10 protein-coding genes are annotated in these 16,274 nt (G+C 71.3%); 2 read left to right on the forward strand and 8 right to left on the reverse strand.

From position 1 onward, the window contains the following. Window positions 1–110 precede the first annotated feature (110 nt). Genes ACTJI8_RS08540 through ACTJI8_RS08565 form a run of 6 tightly spaced genes read right to left on the reverse strand, consistent with a single transcriptional unit; the run spans window position 111 to window position 8,211 of the window. The gene (locus ACTJI8_RS08540) at window positions 111–791 is read right to left on the reverse strand and encodes a response regulator (RefSeq protein WP_440732995.1); all 681 of its coding nucleotides are present in this window, start codon (window positions 789–791) and stop codon (window positions 111–113) included. Next, complete coding sequence (locus tag ACTJI8_RS08545; protein ID WP_440733208.1) at window positions 788–3,484, reverse strand: ATP-binding protein; 2,697 nt, start codon at window positions 3,482–3,484, stop codon at window positions 788–790. The genes ACTJI8_RS08540 and ACTJI8_RS08545 overlap by 4 nt, the downstream gene beginning before the upstream one ends. A 41-nt stretch (window positions 3,485–3,525) precedes the next feature. Continuing rightward, entirely contained in the window at window positions 3,526–4,167 is a 642-nt protein-coding gene (gene kdpC / locus ACTJI8_RS08550) for a potassium-transporting ATPase subunit KdpC (protein ID WP_440732996.1), read from the reverse strand. Window positions 4,168–4,199: 32 nt separating this feature from the next. Next, complete coding sequence (kdpB, locus tag ACTJI8_RS08555; RefSeq protein WP_440732997.1) at window positions 4,200–6,425, reverse strand: potassium-transporting ATPase subunit KdpB; 2,226 nt, start codon at window positions 6,423–6,425, stop codon at window positions 4,200–4,202. After that, window positions 6,422–8,122: a potassium-transporting ATPase subunit KdpA gene (gene kdpA, locus ACTJI8_RS08560; RefSeq protein ID WP_440732998.1), complete on the reverse strand. Its 1,701-nt coding sequence runs from the start codon at window positions 8,120–8,122 to the stop codon at window positions 6,422–6,424. Before kdpA ends, kdpB begins: the two co-directional genes overlap by 4 nt. After that, entirely contained in the window at window positions 8,122–8,211 is a 90-nt protein-coding gene (locus ACTJI8_RS08565) for a potassium-transporting ATPase subunit F (protein ID WP_440732999.1), read from the reverse strand. The genes kdpA and ACTJI8_RS08565 overlap by 1 nt, the downstream gene beginning before the upstream one ends. 222 nt (window positions 8,212–8,433) lie before the next feature. Here ACTJI8_RS08565 and ACTJI8_RS08570 point away from each other — a divergent pair, with 222 nt between their 5' ends. After that, window positions 8,434–9,444 (forward strand): sensor histidine kinase, encoded by a 1,011-nt coding sequence (locus ACTJI8_RS08570; RefSeq protein WP_440733000.1) that lies wholly within the window; start codon window positions 8,434–8,436, stop codon window positions 9,442–9,444. After that, window positions 9,441–10,100 (forward strand): response regulator transcription factor, encoded by a 660-nt coding sequence (locus tag ACTJI8_RS08575; protein ID WP_440733001.1) that lies wholly within the window; start codon window positions 9,441–9,443, stop codon window positions 10,098–10,100. Before ACTJI8_RS08570 ends, ACTJI8_RS08575 begins: the two co-directional genes overlap by 4 nt. Before the next feature lie 26 nt (window positions 10,101–10,126). Here the strand turns inward: ACTJI8_RS08575 and ACTJI8_RS08580 are convergent, their stop codons facing one another. Next, a complete protein-coding gene (locus ACTJI8_RS08580; RefSeq protein WP_440733002.1) occupies window positions 10,127–11,416 on the reverse strand; it encodes a COG4705 family protein in 1,290 nt (429 codons plus the stop codon). Between the two features lie 58 nt (window positions 11,417–11,474). Next, window positions 11,475–16,190, reverse strand: a complete 4,716-nt coding sequence (locus tag ACTJI8_RS08585; protein WP_440733003.1) for an NAD-glutamate dehydrogenase — start codon at window positions 16,188–16,190, stop codon at window positions 11,475–11,477. Window positions 16,191–16,274 lie beyond the last annotated feature (84 nt).

A 16,274-nucleotide genomic window follows, 5' to 3' on the forward strand; every position in this document is an offset into this window, starting at 1 on the left:
GACCGCCGTTGCCTCATGTTGGCACTCGGCGAGAGCGATACCAACAACCTTTCGAAGGCGGCTGTCTGGGATCTCAGACTGAGGTCGCGCTCGTTCGTCAGAGCGGGGGTTCAGGCCGGGTCCAGCACCAGGCGGTAGCCCATGCCCTGTTCGGTGAGCAGGTGCTCCGGCGCGCTCGGAGTGCGCTCGAGCTTCTTGCGCAGCTGCGACAGGTACAGCCGCAGATAGCCGGTGTCGGTGATCTGCTCGGTGCCCCAGATCTCGCGCAGCAGCTCTTGCCGCGTCACGAGCGCGCCGGGGTGGCGGGCCAGATGCTCCAGGATCTGCCACTCCGTGGGAGTGAGGTGCACGCGGGATCCGCCGCGCGTCACGGCCTTGGCTGCCAGATCCACCTCCACCTCGCCGAAGGCGACCGACGACTCGGCCGGTGCTCCGCCGCGGCGGCGGGCGAGGGCGCGCAGCCGCGCGAGCAGCTCGTCGATCTGGAACGGCTTGGTGACGTAGTCGTCGGCGCCCGCATCGAGGGCCTCGACCTTGTCCGCGGATCCGGTCCGGCCCGACACGACCAGGATCGGCACGTCGCTCCAGCCGCGCAGCGCCTCGATCACGGCGATCCCGTCGAGCTTCGGCATGCCGAGGTCGAGCAGCACGATGTCGGGGTGGGCCTGCGCGGCCATCGCGATCGCGGCGGCGCCATCGGGGGCGGCGATCACGTCGTAGCCGTGCGCCGCGAGCGTGATCCGCAGAGCGCGCACGAGCTGCGGGTCGTCGTCGGCGACGAGCAGTTTCATCGGGGATCTCCGTCCGGGGTGGGGCTCTCGCGGTTCGAAGCGCGCAAATGGTCGTATTCCGTGCCCGGATACGGCAAAGTGCGCGCTTCGAAACCAGCGTCCGCGAGCGGCAGCGACACCACCATCGTGAGGCCGCCGCCAGGGGTGTCCTCGGCCGTCAGCGTACCGCCCATGCCCTCGGCGAAACCGCGAGACAGGGCGAGGCCGAGGCCGAGCCCCGTCGTGTTGTCGGTGTCGCCGTGGCGCTGGAACGGCAGGAACGCGCTCTCACGCTGGTCCTCGGGGATGCCCTCGCCCCTGTCGGCCACGCGGATCTCCGCGCGCTCGCCGAGGCGGCTCGTCGACACGATCACGCGGACGCCGTCGGGCGAATGCCGGACGGCATTGGTGAGCAGGTTCACGAGCACGCGCTGCAGCAGCACCGGATCCGCGCGCAGCGCCGGCAGCACCGGATCCAGGGCGAGCTCGACATCGGCGGGGCCGAGCGACAGCTCGTCCAGCGCCGAGACCACGCCGCTCGCAGCATCCACCCGGCCCAGCGACACCGCCAGCACACCGGCCTGCACGCGGCTGACATCGAGCAGGTCGGTGACCAGGCGTGACAGCGTGGCGAGGCTCTCGTCGGCGGTCTCGACGAGCTCGGCGCGGTCCTCCGCCGAGAGGCGGTGCGCACTGCGCAGTCCGCCGACCGCGGCGACGGCGGCGGCGAGCGGGCGGCGCAGGTCGTGGCTCAGGGCCGAGAGCAAGGCGCTGCGCACCTGATCGGTCTCGGCGAGCACCGCGGCCTGGCTCGCGGTCTCGCGCAGGTCGGTGTGCTCGATCGCGGCGGCGAGCTGCGCCACGATCGCGTCGAGCAGCCGGCGTCCCGCCGCGTCGAGGTCGGCCCCGTGCAGCTCGAGGATCGCGCGCGGCTGTCCATCCGCTCCGATGCCGACCGGCACGGTCTCGACGCGCCCGGCGGCGGTCGATGCCGACGCCGATCCTGCTGCGGCGGATCCTCCGGCCGGGGATTCGCTCGGATCCGCGTCGCTCCCGGCGAGCGGCTCCCCGTCGGCGGCGATCACCGCGCCGTCGGGGGAGAGCAGCCGGATGCCGCTCAGTCCGAACGCCTCGCGTGCTCGTGCGACCAGGGCGGTGGGGGCGCTGTCGCCGCGCAGCACGTTGCCCGCCACCGCGGCGAGGAGCTCGGCCTCCCCGGCCGCGCGCTGGGCGGCGCGGGCGCGGCGGGCCGCCTGGTCCACGACGATGCTCACGAGCACCGCGATCACGACGTAGAGCGCGAGGGCGAGGGCGTGCAGCGGATCCGCGATCGTGACGGTGAACAGCGGATCGACGAAGAGGAAGTCCAGCGTGAACCCGCTCAGCACGGCGGCGAAGAGGGCCGGCCGCAGGCCGCCGATGAGCGCCACCACGACGACCAGCAGCTGGTAGCTGAGCACGTCGGTGGTGATGGATCCGGGTGCCTTGAGCGCGAACAGCAGCCAGGACAGCAGCGGCCCGCCGACCAGGGCCACGGCGAGGCCGATGAGCTGGCGCCGCCACCCGAGGGCTCCGCCTCTGATCGAGGGGAGCGGTCCGCGCCCGCCTGCGGCGGCGTGGGTGACGATGTGCACGTCGATGTCCCCGGAGCGGCGGATGATCTCCGCGCCGATGCCCGGCCCCGTGAGCGCTGCGGAGAGCCGGGAGCGCCGGCTCACTCCGATCACGAGCTGGCTGGCGTCGACGGACTGCGCGAACTCGACCAGCGCGCCCGGCACGTCGTCGCCCACGAGCTGGTGGTAGCTGCCGCCCAGGGATTCCACGAGGCCGCGCTGGGCGCTGAGTGCGCCAGGGCGATCGCCGCGCAGGCCGTCCTGCGTGGTGACGTGCACGGCGAGCAGCTCCCCGCCCGCCGAACGCGCCGCGATCCTGGCGCCACGGCGCAGCAGCGTCTCGCCCTCCGGTCCACCGGTGAGGGCGACGACCACGCGCTCCCTGGCCTGCCAGGCGCTGTCGATGCCGTGCTGGGTGCGGTAGCTGCGCAGCGCGCTGTCCACCTCGTCCGCCAGCCACAGCAGCGCCAGTTCTCGCAGCGCCGTGAGGTTGCCGAGGCGGAAGTAGTTCGACAGCGCCGCGTCGATGCGCTCGGCCGGATACACCTGGCCCGCGGACAGCCGGTCGCGCAGGGTCTGCGGGGCGAGATCCACGACCTCCACCTCGTCCGCGTCGCGGATGACCTCGTCCGGGACGGTCTCCTGCTGCACGACGCCGGTGATCTTCTCGACGACGGCGTTGAGCGACGCGATGTGCTGCACGTTCACCGTGGTGATCACGTCGATGCCCGCGTCCAGCAGCTCCTGCACGTCCTGCCAGCGCTTGGCGTTGCGGGATCCGGGCGCGTTGGTGTGCGCCATCTCGTCGATGAGCGCGAGCTCTGGCCGACGGGCGAGCACCGCGTCGAGGTCGAGCTCATCGAGCTGCACCCCGCGGTGCGACACGGCCCGACGCGGCACCTGCTCGATGCCCCGGGTCTGGGCGAGCGTCGCGTCGCGGCCGTGCGTCTCCACGATCCCGATCGCCACATCGCGCCCGGCCTCGGCGAGACGTCGGCCCTCGCCGAGCATCTCGTAGGTCTTGCCCACGCCGGGCGCCGCACCCAGCAGCACGCGCAGGCGTCCGCGGGATCCGGATCCCCCCTCGCGCCTCGCGCCCATCATCGCCTCGCTCACTGCAGGTGCTCTCTCGTCGCCGGTTCTCACCGCTGCAGGGCGTCGAGGGCCTGATTCAGCGCGAGCACGTTCACCCGCTCCTCGCCGAGGAAGCCCGCATCGCGCGTTTGAATCCTAGACTCCACCAGCGAGCGGACTGCGGAGGCGTCCAGGCCGCGCGCCTCGGCGACCCGGTTCACCTGCAGCAGGGCGTACGCCGGGCTGATCTGCGGATCGAGACCCGACGCCGAGGCGGTGACAGCGTCCGCAGGGACCGCGGATGCGGCGACGTGCTCGCGCGCCGCGATCGCCGCACGGCGCTCGGCGATCGTCTTGACGAGGTCGGGGTTGTTGGGGCCGAGGTTGCTGCCGCCAGAGGCCGTGGGATCATAGCCGTTCTTGCCGGCCGCTGAGGGGCGGGGCTGGAAGTACTGCGGCAGCGCCTCGCCCTTAGCGTCGGTGAAGGACTGCCCGATCAGCGCGCTGCCGAGCGGCGCGTCACCGCCGGCCCAGCCGCCGACGGGTCGCCCCTTCGCGTCGACGAGGGATCCGTTCGACTGCCAGGGCAGCGCGAGCTGGCCGATACCGGTGATCGCGAGCGTGTACCCGACACCGAGGAGGAGGGTGAGCACGAGCATCGCGCGGACGGCGACGCCGGTGAGGCGGACGGTGCCGCGGAGGTTCGACATGGTGTGCGTTCCTTTGGAGTCAGAATCCGGCGTCAGAAACCGGGGATGAGAGCGACGACGAGGTCGATGAGCTTGATGCCGACGAACGGGAGGATCACGCCGCCGATCCCGTAGATCAGCAGGTTGCGCTGCAGGATCTGCGACGCGCTCGCCGGCTTGTAGGTCACCCCGCGCAGGGCGAGCGGGATGAGGAAGACGATCACGACCGCGTTGAAGATGATCGCGCTCGTCACGGCGGAGGCCGGCGAGTGCAACTGCATGATGTTGAGCGCCGCGAGCCCGGGGAAAGCACCCATGAACATCGCCGGGATGATCGCGAAGTACTTCGCGATGTCGTTGGCGAGCGAGAACGTGGTGAGCGCGCCACGGGTGATGAGCAGCTGCTTGCCGATCCGCACGATGTCGATGAGCTTGGTCGGATCCGAGTCCAGATCGACCATGTTCCCGGCCTCCTTGGCGGCCGAGGTGCCCGTGTTCATCGCGACGCCGACGTCGGCCTGCGCGAGGGCGGGGGCGTCGTTCGTGCCGTCCCCGGTCATCGCGACGAGACGGCCGCCCTCCTGCTCGCGGCGGATCAGGGCGAGCTTGTCCTCCGGGGTGGCCTCGGCGAGGTAGTCGTCGACGCCGGCCTCGGCCGCGATCGCCTTCGCCGTGAGCGGGTTGTCGCCCGTGATCATCACGGTGCGGATGCCCATGCTACGCAGTTCGCCGAACCGCTCCGCCAGGCCCTCCTTGACGACGTCCTTGAGGTGCACGACGCCGAGGATGCGGGTGCCCGCCTCGCTCGAGGACCTCGGGGCGCTGACGGCCACCATGAGCGGAGTGCCGCCCGACGCGGCGATGTCGTCGGCGAAGCGCGCGGCCTCGGCGGCGGCCGCCGCGTCGGTCCCTGAGCCAGTCGAAGGGCCCTCCGACTCGATCCAGGCGCGGATCGCGGATCCTGCCCCCTTGCGGATCTGCGTCCCGTCGATCAGGTCGACGCCGCTCATGCGGGTCTGCGCGGTGAACGGCACGGTCTCGGCACCCTCGGGAGCGGCGACCACGATGCCGCGGCCCGCGGCGAGCTCGACGATCGACGCGCCCTCCGGCGTGGGGTCGGCGAGGGAGGACAGCGCCGCGGCGTGCAGCAACTCCTCCGCGGAGACCCCGGCGACCGGTCGGACGTCGGTGGCACGGCGGTTGCCGTACGTGATCGTGCCGGTCTTGTCGAGGAGCAGCGTGGTGACGTCGCCCGCGGCCTCGACCGCGCGGCCCGACATCGCCAGCACGTTGCGCTGCACGAGACGGTCCATCCCGGCGATGCCGATCGCGCTCAGCAGCGCGCCGATCGTGGTCGGGATCAGGCAGACGAGCAGGGCGATCAGCACCGGGATGCTCACCGGCGACGCCGAGTACGACGCGATCGGGTTGAGGGCCAGCACCACCACCAGGAACACGATCGACAGGCTCGCGAGCAGGATGTTGAGCGCGATCTCGTTAGGGGTGCGCTGGCGATCCGCGCCTTCGACGAGCGCGATCATGCGGTCGACGAAGGTCTCGCCAGGCTGGGACGTGATCCGCACCACGATCCGGTCCGACAGCACCCGGGTGCCGCCGGTGACGGCGCTGCGGTCGCCGCCGGACTCGCGCACCACCGGGGCGCTCTCGCCGGTGATCGCCGACTCGTCGACGGTCGCAATGCCGGCGACGATATCGCCGTCTCCGGGGATGGGCTCGCCCGCGACCACGATCACCACGTCGTCCCGGCGCAGGTCGGCGGAGGAGACCTCCTCGGTCGCCGCGCGCTCCGCTGTGGGATCGGTCGCGTCGTCGTAGCGGACCACGCGACGGGCCATCGTGCTTGTGCGCGTCTTGCGCAGCGTCGCGGCCTGCGCCTTGCCGCGGCCTTCGGCCACGGACTCGGCGAGGTTCGCGAAAAGCACGGTGAGCCAGAGCCACACCGCGATCGACCAGGTGAAGCCGTTCGGGACGGGAGTGCCGCCCGAGGCCGCCGCGGCTGAACCGAGGAACGGCTCGGCGACCGCCAGCACGGTGGTGATCGCGGCGCCGGCCCACACGAGAAGGATGACGGGGTTGCGCAGCAGAGTGGCGGGATTCAGCCGGCGCAGCGCACCGGGCAGAGCCTGCGTGAGCTGGCTCCAGCCGAAGGCGCGCTGCGGGCGCTTCGGGGATCCGGATCCGTCGCCCGATGCGGGTTCGGGAGCGGGGTGGGTGAGACCTTCGACAGGCTCAGGGACCGAGGGGGTCATGACGGTCATCGGACGAGTCCTTCTGCGAGCGGCCCGAGCGTGAGCACGGGGAAGTAGGTGAGGGCGGTGACCACGACGGACACTGCGATGAGGAGCCCGACGAACTGCGGGCGGTGCGTGGGCAGCGTTCCGGCCGTCTCCGGCACGTGCTGCTGCCGGGCCAGGGATCCGGCGAGGGCCAGCACGAACACGATCGGGACGAACCGTCCGAGCAGCATCGCGACGCCGAGCGCGGTGTTCAGCCAGGGGGTGTTCGCGGTGAGGCCGGCGAAGGCGGATCCGTTGTTGTTCGCCGCCGAGGTGAAGGCGTAGAGCACCTCGCTGAGCCCATGCGGGCCGGGGTTGAGGATCGAGGTCTTCTCCACATCGGCGCGGATCGGGGGGATCGCGAAGCTCAGGGCGGTGCCGGCCAGCACCAGGGTCGGCGTCACCAGGATGTAGAGGCTGGCGAGATTGATCTCACGCGGACCGAGACGCTTGCCCAGGTACTCCGGGGTGCGGCCGACGAGCAGCCCGCCCACGAACACCGCGATCACGGCGAGGATGAGCATGCCGTACAGCCCGGATCCGACGCCGCCGGGCGCGACCTCGCCGAGCATCATGTTGATCATCGGCATCATGCCGCCGAGCGGGGTGAACGAGTCGTGCATCGCATTGACCGCACCGGTGGAGGTGAGCGTGGACGCGGTGCCGAAGAGCGTGGATCCGAGGACCCCGAACCGCTGCTCCTTGCCCTCCATGGCGGATCCGGCGAGCTGCGTGGCCGTACCGCCGCCACCGAGTTCGAAGGCGCTCAGTGCGGTCAGGGAGACCAGGAAGATCGTGCCCATCACGGCCGCGATCGCGTAGCCCTGGCGGTGGTCGCCGACGATCCGGCCGAACGTGCGCGGCAGCGCGAACGGGATCGCGAGGATCAGGATGATCTCGAGCAGGTTCGTCCACGGCATCGGGTTCTCGAACGGGTGCGCGGAGTTGGCGTTGTAGAAGCCGCCGCCGTTGGTGCCGAGGAGCTTGATGGCCTCCTGCGAGGCGACCGGTCCTCCGGGGATCGCCTGCGCAGTGCCGGCGAGCGTGTGCACCTCGGTGAAGCCGGACAGGTTCTGCACCACGCCGCCGGCGATGAGGGCGAGCGCCGAGAGCACGGCGAGGGGAAGCAGCAGGCGGATCAGTCCGCGGATGAGGTCGACCCAGAAGTTGCCGATCGTGGCGCTGCCGCGACGGGCGAAGCCGCGCACGAGGGCGATGGCGATCGCGATGCCGACCGCGGCCGAGGTGAAGTTCTGCACGGCGAGGCCTGCGAGCTGGACGAGGTGGCCCATGGTCTGCTCGGGCGAGTATGACTGCCAGTTGGTGTTGGCGACGAACGAGGCGGCCGTGTTGAACGCGAGGGCCTCCGGCACCGAGGGCAGGCCGAGCGAGAGCGGCAGGACCTGCTGCACGCGCTGCAGCAGGTAGAGCAGCAGCAGGCCGACGACGGAGAACGCGAGCACGCTGCGCGCGTAGGCCCTCCAGGTCTGCTCGGACGACGGATCAACGCCGATGAGGCGGTAGAGGCCGCGCTCCACGCGCACATCCTTGGCGCCGGTGTAGACGCGGGCCATGTAGTCGCCGAGGGGGCGGTACAGCAGCACGAGGACGACGATGAGCGTGGCGGCCTGGAGCACGCCGAGCCAGAGGCCGGCGGCGTCGACGGACGCGGCGCCCATCAGAACTTCTCCGGGGCGACGAGGGCGACCACGAGGTAGCCGATCGCGACGACGGCGAGGACAGCGGCGATGATCTCGATGACGATCACAGCTTCTCCACCCCCTTCGCGATCAGTGCGACCAGGGCGAACAGCGCGAGCGTTCCCGCGACGTAGATGATGTCGAGCACGGATCCGATCGAACCGGTCCGGAGAGCGCCGGATCGGGATCCTCACGACTCCCTCACGCGCCGCTGCGGGATCCATGCACCTTCCGCACGGACCGGTGCCGAGTGCGGGCCCGCCGGAGGTGCGCCAGGGGATGATGGACGCATGACGCGACGTGCGCACCCGCCGGATCCGCTCGATCCGCGCCGCTCCAGCCGTGCGATCGGCTGGCAGGTCGCCGGGGTCTCGGCCGTTCTCGTGCTCGTCGGCGCCGCGCTCGCGATGGGCTACCTGTTCTGGCAGACCAGGCCGGCAGAGGAGGCGGGGGTCGATCCGGGCAGCGTCCGCGTGTTCGTGGAGCCGGCCAACCTCGTGATCGCCGGCCTGGTCGTGGGTGTCGGCGCAGTGCTGTGCGCCGGCGGTGCGGCCTGGCTCATCGCCCGCCGCGCGGTCCGCCCGCTTGCAGAGGCCGCCCGCATCCAGGAGCGGTTCGTCGCCGATGCCAGTCACGAGCTGCGCACCCCGCTCGCCGTGTTGAACGCGCGGGCGCAGCACCTCGCGCTGCTCACGCCCGCGGACGACCCCCGCCACGAGATCGTCGGAGCGCTGCGCGCCGACGCCCGGATCATGTCGGGCGTGGTCGATGACATGCTGGCCGTCGCGACCGGCGCGCCCGCCCGCCGCGGCAGCTGCGTGGTCGCCGACGTGCTGACCGAGGTCGCGGCCGACCTCGCCGTGCTGGCCGCGCAGCGCGAGGTCTCGGTGCGGGTCGAGCTCCCGGCGAGTGCCGTGCCGGGGCCGGTCGTCGCGGCGCTGCCGGAATCGGAACTGCGCCGCTGCCTGGTCGCGCTGCTCGACAACGCGATCGATCACTCCCCGTCGAACGGGACGGTCGTGGTCTCGGCGGCGACCGAGGACGACATGGTGCGCGTCACCGTCCTGGACGGCGGATCCGGCATCGTCGGGATCGCGCCGGAGCGCATCTTCGACCGCTTCGCTCATGGCGCGGCGACGGCGCGGGAATCCGACGGCGTCGCACGCACCCGGTCCGGCATCGGACTTTCGCTGGTGAAGGAGGTCGTCGAGCGCCACGGCGGAGACGTGCGGGTCGTGCGCACCGGGCCCGAGGGCACCGCGTTCGCGCTGAGGGTGCCGCTCGCGGAGGGTGCGCGATGACGGGGCGGCTGCTGCTGGTCGAGGACGATCCGCGTCTCGGGCCGATCATGGGTGACGTGCTCGGATCCGAATGGCGCGTCGATCTGAAGGGGACCGCCGAGGAGGGGCTGGCGGCGGCGCTCGCCGCGCGCTACGACGTGATCGTCACGGATCGACGGCTGCCCGGCATGAGCGGCGAGGAGCTGGTGCGCGAGCTGCGCCGGCGCCGGGTGGCGACGCCGATCCTGATGCTCACAGCGCTGGGCGAGGTGCGTGACCGGGTCGATGGCCTCGACGCCGGCGCCAACGACTACCTCGTCAAGCCCTTCGAGTTCGAGGAGCTGAGCGCGCGGCTGCGGGCGCTGACCCGCGACTACGGCGGACCGGAGGAGGGCCTCGCGATCGGCAGCTGGGTCTTCCACCCCGACGATCAGAGCATCGAGTCGCCGTACGCGGGGCGGATCCTGCTCACCGAGGCCGAGAGCGCGTTCCTGCACGTGCTGGCCGCCGAACCGGAGCGGACGTTCTCCCGCGAGTATCTGCTGCAGGCCGTGTTCGCCCGCGGCGAGAGCCTCACCACGGTGGAGACCTACGTGCACTACCTGCGACGCAAGACCGATCGCGACCTCATCCAGACCGTCCGCGGCGCCGGCTACCGCCTCGGCACACCGGCCTGATCGACGGCGACCCAGACGATCCCGGCTCAGGCGCCGAGATCCTTCAGCAGGGTCGCGAGCTCGGCCTGCTGCGCGGCGGGCGCCGCGGCTTTCACCCCCGGATGATCGATCGCGTAGGTCTTGAGGATCGCGTCCATCTGCTGATCCAGGAACGTCCAGGCGGTCTGGTCGGCGGCCTGCAGCGCGTTCGCGTCGGCGTCCCACGCGTCGCGCATCCTCTGAACGGTGGCATGCGATGCGGACGTATCGCCCGCCGCATCCTGCTTCGTCGCGGTCTGCGCGAGCGCGATGTACTTGGCGACCGCCTCCTTCGGCAGATGCGCGGTGACCTGCTGCGGCGAGAGAGAGGCGACCGGACCGGTCGAAGCGCCGTCGTCGGCTGCCGCGGCCGCCTGGTGGGGCGCGAGTGAGGCGACGGTGAGGATCACGGCGGTGGCGACGCCGAGGGCGACGAATCCGATCAGGCCGATCCGTTCGCGCTGCGGGCTGGTGACCACTCGGGAGACGTGGGTCGCATCGTAGGTCTCCACCACGTCGCGGCGGCTGATCGCGAGGTAGATCACGGTGGCCAGGATCAGCCCGAGGAAGATGATGCTCGTGGCGAAGGTGCCGAGGCCCAGGCCGACCGGCTCGCCCGGGTTCGCGGCCTGCGTCGGGGAGCCGAGGAAGTCGCCGATGTTGGCGCCGAGCGGCCGCGTCAGGATGTAGGCCAGCCAGAACGACAGCACGGGGTTCGCTCCACCACGCCACAGCGCGGTGATCGCGAGGATCAGTCCGAGCGGCAGCAGCACGGCGACCCCGGGGCTCCAGCCGGTCAGCTCCAGCGTCCAGTCCCCGGTCGCGGTGCCGAGTGCGAACGTCACGAGCACGGTGAGCCAGTAGAATGCCTCGCGCGGGCGGGTGTCGATGGAATGGATCGACAGCGTGCGCTCCCGGGCCCACCAGATCCCGAACACGGCCGCCAGCAGCACCGAGAACACGGCGGAGGAGACCCACAGGGGCACGCCCAGCTGGTCGGTCAGGATGTCGGTGTACAGGGTGCCGGTGATCGAGATGACCACGACCGTCAGCCAGTACGGGAACGGCGAATACCGCTTGAGGCTCAGCTGCACCGCGAGGACAACGACGAGCACGCCCGTGAAGATCCACGCAGTGTTGCCCAGGCCGACGCCGAGTGTGAGGTTGATCCAGTCCGCGAAGCTCTCGCCGACCGTGGTGCACAGGATCTTGATGATCCAGAACCAGATCGTGACCTCGGGGACCTTGTTCAGCAGGCGTCCCGCGGTCGCCGCTCTCGCAGTGCTCGTCGTCGTCATGCTTCGACGCTAGGAGCGAGGCACCAAGGACCCGCCAAGGATCCGATGACGCCCCGGGTCAGCGCACGAGCGAGCGCAGCCGCCGCAGCGCGACCGACAGCACCGCGATGCCCGGGTTCGGCACGGCCGACGCTGCGGCGAGGGCCGAGGCGGCCCGCTGCGCCGTGCTGCCGCCGCCCTCGAGCCACCGGGCGTACCGCTCGTCGAGCTCGACGTCGCCCGCGTGGGTCTGCACCGAGGCGGTCAGGTCCACGAGCACGGCGTACAGGTCGTCGCGCAGGGACGCGCGGGCCATCGACTGCCAGCTGTCGTCCTGCGGCAGCCCGGAGACGCTGGTCAGCAGATCGTCGAAGCGGATCTCCCCGGAGAGCAGGAAGTAGGTGCGCGCGACGTCTTCGAGATCCCAGCCTCTGGCCTGGGCGAGCTCGATCACGTCGAGCAGTCGCAGCGCCTCGAGCAGCCTGGCGCCGCGGTGCGCGAGATCCTCGGGCACTCCCGCGGCCGCGAGCGCCGCCTGCCGTGCGGCGAACTGAGCCGCCTCGTCTCCGTGGAAGAACCCGGCGAGCCGTTCGGACAGGATCCGCACCGGCTCGGCGAACCGGGCGATCTCGGCGCCGATGTCGACGCCTTCGGAGCGGTGCTGCACGAACCAGCGCGCGGCGCGGTCGAGCAGGCGGCGGAAGTCGAGGTACAGCCGGGTCTGGGTGGCGGTGTCGACGAGGTTGTCGGTGGCCTCGACCGCGACGACGAAGCCGCGCAGGTCGAAGATCTCCCGCGCCGCGACGTAGGCCCGGGCGATCTGCTCGGCGGTGGCCCCGGTCTCGGCGGCCGCGCGGTCGGCGAACGTGATGCCGCCCCGGTTGACCATCGAGTTCACGACGGTGTTCACGATGATCTCGTGGCGCAGCGGATGCTCGGCCAGGCGCTCGCCGAATCGCTCGCGCAGCGCGCTCGGGAAGTACTCCGCGAGGGTCTCCGCGAACCAGGGGTCGTCGGCGAGGTCGGTCGCGGCCAAGTCGGTCTTGAGGGCGAGCTTCGCGTAGGCGACGAGCACGGCGAACTCCGGTCGGGTCAGCCCCTCGCCGGCCTCCACGCGCTCCTGCACCGTGAGCCGGTCGGGCAGGAACTCGATCTCGCGGTCGAGCTCGTCGCGCGCCTCCAGGGTCTCCATCAGCCTCTCGTGCACGGGCAGCATGATCGCGGCGTTCGCGCGGGAGTTGCCGAGGAGGACGTTCTGCTCGTAGTTGTCGCGCAGCACCTGCACGGCCACCTCGTCCGTCATCGATGCGAGCAGGGCGTTGCGGTCCTCGATGCTCAGCATGCCCTCGCGCACGAGTGCGCCGAGCAGGATCTTGATGTTCACCTCGCGATCGGAGGTGCCGACACCGGCGGAGTTGTCGATGGCGTCGGTGTTGATCTGCACGCCCGCGTGCGCCGCCTCGATGCGGCCGCGCTGACTGACCCCGAGGTTGCCACCCTCGCCGACGACGCGCACCCGGAGGCTGCGCCCGTCGACGCGGATCGCGTCGTTGGCGCGATCGCCGATCTCGGCGTGCGACTCGGTCGACGCCTTCACGTAGGTGCCGATGCCGCCGTTCCAGAGCAGGTCGACGGGGGCGAGCAGCACCGCGCGCTTGAGCTCGTTCGGGGTGAGCGCCGTCACCGCGTCGTCGAGTCCGAGCGCCGCCCGCATCTGCGGCGACACCGGGATCGACTTCGCGCTGAGCGGGAAGGCGCCGCCGCCCGCGGAGATCAGCGCCGGGTCGTAATCGCCCCAGGACGAGCCGGGCAGGCGGAACAGCCGCAGTCGCTCCGCGAAGGACACGGCGGGATCCGGATCCGGATCGATGAAGACGTGACGGTGGTCGAACGCGGCGATCAGCCGGATGTGCTCGGACAGCAGCATCCCGTTGCCGAACACGTCGCCGGACATGTCGCCGATGCCGACGACGGTGAAGTCCTCGGTCTGCGTGTCGTGGCCCAGCTCTCGGAAGTGCCGCTTGACCGACTCCCACGCGCCGCGCGCCGTGATACCCATCGCCTTGTGGTCGTAGCCGACGGAGCCGCCCGAGGCGAAGGCGTCGTCGAGCCAGAAGCCGTACTCCTGGGAGATTCCGTTCGCGATGTCCGAGAACGTGGCGGTGCCCTTGTCGGCGGCCACGACGAGGTACGGGTCGTCGCCATCACGTCGCACCACGCGATCGGGCGGCAGGATCCCGTCGGCCGTGCGGTTGTCGGTGAGGTCGAGCAGCCCGCGGATGAACGTCCGATAGGCGGCCTTGCCCGCCTCCAGCCACGCACCGCGATCGGCGGCGGAGTCGGGCAGCCGCTTGCCGACGAACCCGCCTTTCGAGCCGGTCGGCACGATCACGGCGTTCTTCACCATCTGCGCCTTGACCAGCCCGAGCACCTCGGTGCGGAAGTCCTCGCGCCGGTCGCTCCAGCGCAGGCCGCCGCGGGCGACCGCGCCGAAGCGCAGATGCACGCCCTCGACCTCGGGGGAGTAGACCCAGATCTCGACCATCGGCCGGGGCGCGGGAAGATCTGGCACCCGCTTGCTGTCCAGCTTCATCGACACCCAGGGCTTCGGCTGCCCGTCGGCGCTCTGCTGGTAGAAGTTGGTGCGCAGGGTCGCGTCGATCACGCCCAGGAACGCGCGCAGGATCCGGTCGTGGTCGAGGCTCGCGACACCGTCCAGCCCCTGGAGCACGCGCTCCCGGATGCGGGCCTGCGCGTCCGGATCCGCTGCGTCCGGGTCGAAGCTCGCCGCGAAGAGGTGCACCAGCGACACCGCGATCGTCGGGTTCGTGATCAGCGCTTGGTCGATGTAGCCCGTCGAGAACGCGGATCCGATCTGTCGCAGATAGCCGCCGATCGCGCGCAGGATGACGATGTCGCGCCAGTCCAGCCCCGCGTGCACGACCAGCGCGTTGAGGTTGTCGTTCTCCGCGGCGCCCGTCCAGATCGCGAGGAACGCCTCCTCGAACTGCGCCGCCCGCGTCTCGTCGCCCCAGAGCGCCGCATCGGATAGCCGCAGGCCGAAGTCGGAGATGTGCCGCCGGGTGCCGTCCGGGAGTGTGACGGTATGCGGGCGGTCGTCGACGACCTCGACGCCGAGCGCGGTGAGCATGGGCAGCACCTCGGCGAGCGGGCGCGGATCCACGCTCACCACGGTCAGGAAGCGGCGCGTCTCATCGTCGCCCTCGGCGTACAGGTGCACGGCGACGCCTCCGGAATCGTCGAGCCGTTCCAGTCGCTGCACATCGCCGACGGCCTCCTCGGGCGTCGCGAACTCCTTGTACGACTCCGGGAAGGCCGCGCTGTAGCGGGCGTGCAGGGTTCCGGCGGTCTCCTCGTCATATGCGCCGTGCAGCGCGTCGACGAACTCCGAGTCCCACGTGCGCAGGGCGGCCGCGAGGCGCGCGTCCAAGTCGGCCGGGTCGATCGCGGGGATATCGCGGTCCTTCGGCATCCGCATCACGACGTGCAGCTGAGCGAGCGGCGACTCGCCCACCTTGGCGGTGTACTCCAAGGCATCGACGCCGTAGGCGTCCTTCAGCAGCGCCTCGATCCGCAGCCGCACGGGGGTGTTGTAGCGGTCGCGCGGCAGCAGGACCAGCGCCGACACGAACCGGCCGAACTCGTCGCTGCGCGCGAAGATCGCCGCGCCGCGCCGCTCACGCAGCCGGCTGATCCGGGTGGCGACCGCGAGCAGGTGCTCCGGCGAGTCCTGGAACAGCTCGTCGCGGGGGTAGTCCTCGAGGATCTGCTCCAGCTCCTTGGCCGAGTGCGACCCCAGCGCGTGGCCGGAGGCCGCCAGCACCTCGGTCACCTTCGCGGCGACGATCGGCAGCGCGGTCACGGAGGAGGCGTAGGTGATCGACGTGAACAGGCCCAGGAAGCGGTGCTCCCCGGTCACGTTCCCCGCCTCGTCGAACGAGCGCACGCCGATGTAGTCGAGGTACACGGGCCGGTGCACGGTGGATCGCGAGTTGGCCTTCGTGATCGTCAGGATCCGCGGCTCGTGCGCGGTCGCGCGGGCCTCGGGGCGCAGATGCACGACGCGACTCGGCGCATCCCGGAGGATGCCGAGGCCGGTGTCGTCGATGGGGCGGAGCACGTCCTCCCCGTCGATCGCGTCCAGCGCGTAGGCGCGGTAGCCGAGGAAGGTGAAGTGGTCGTCGGCGAGCCAGCTCAGGAACTCGGTGCTGCGGGCGATCTCCGCGGGAGCGGCGGTCGGCGGCGGGGAGGTGCGCAGCGCGGTGACGATGTCGAGGCAGGTGCGTCGCAGCACGCTCCAGTCGGCGACCGCGGCGTGCACGTCGGCGACGACGGAGAGGATCCGGGAACGCAGCGCCTCCCGCTGCTCGACGGTCGGGATCCGGTCGGTCTCGAGGTGCATCCACGACTCGGATCGGCCGCCCAGGCCGCCGACCTCGAGCAGCCGGCCCTCGTCGTCGCGGCGGACGGCGACGACCGGGTGCAGGAGCAGGTGGACGGTGGGCCCCTCCTCGGCGACGGCCGCGGCGACGGAGTCGACCAGGAAGGGCACGTCGTCGGTGCAGATCTGCACGATCGTCCGGCGCGACGTCCAGCCGTTCTCCGCGATGGTCGGCGTGAAGACGGCGACCCGCGTCTCGCCGGGGCGACGCCCCTCAGCGAGGTCGACCATCGCGGTCAGCGCCCCCGTGACGTCGCGGGGATCCCGGTCCTCCAGGCCGTCCTGCGGGAGCCTGCTGCGGAGCCGGTCGATCAGAGCAGTGGTCTCGGGCATCGTCGTCCTTCCGCCGCCGCGCGGTGGTCGTTCACCCGCGGTCAGCCCGAGTGTCCCGCCGGGCGGGCGTCATGTCAACGGCTG

The organism is Microbacterium sp. 22303, from assembly GCF_052045265.1.
Classification (GTDB): domain Bacteria; phylum Actinomycetota; class Actinomycetes; order Actinomycetales; family Microbacteriaceae; genus Microbacterium.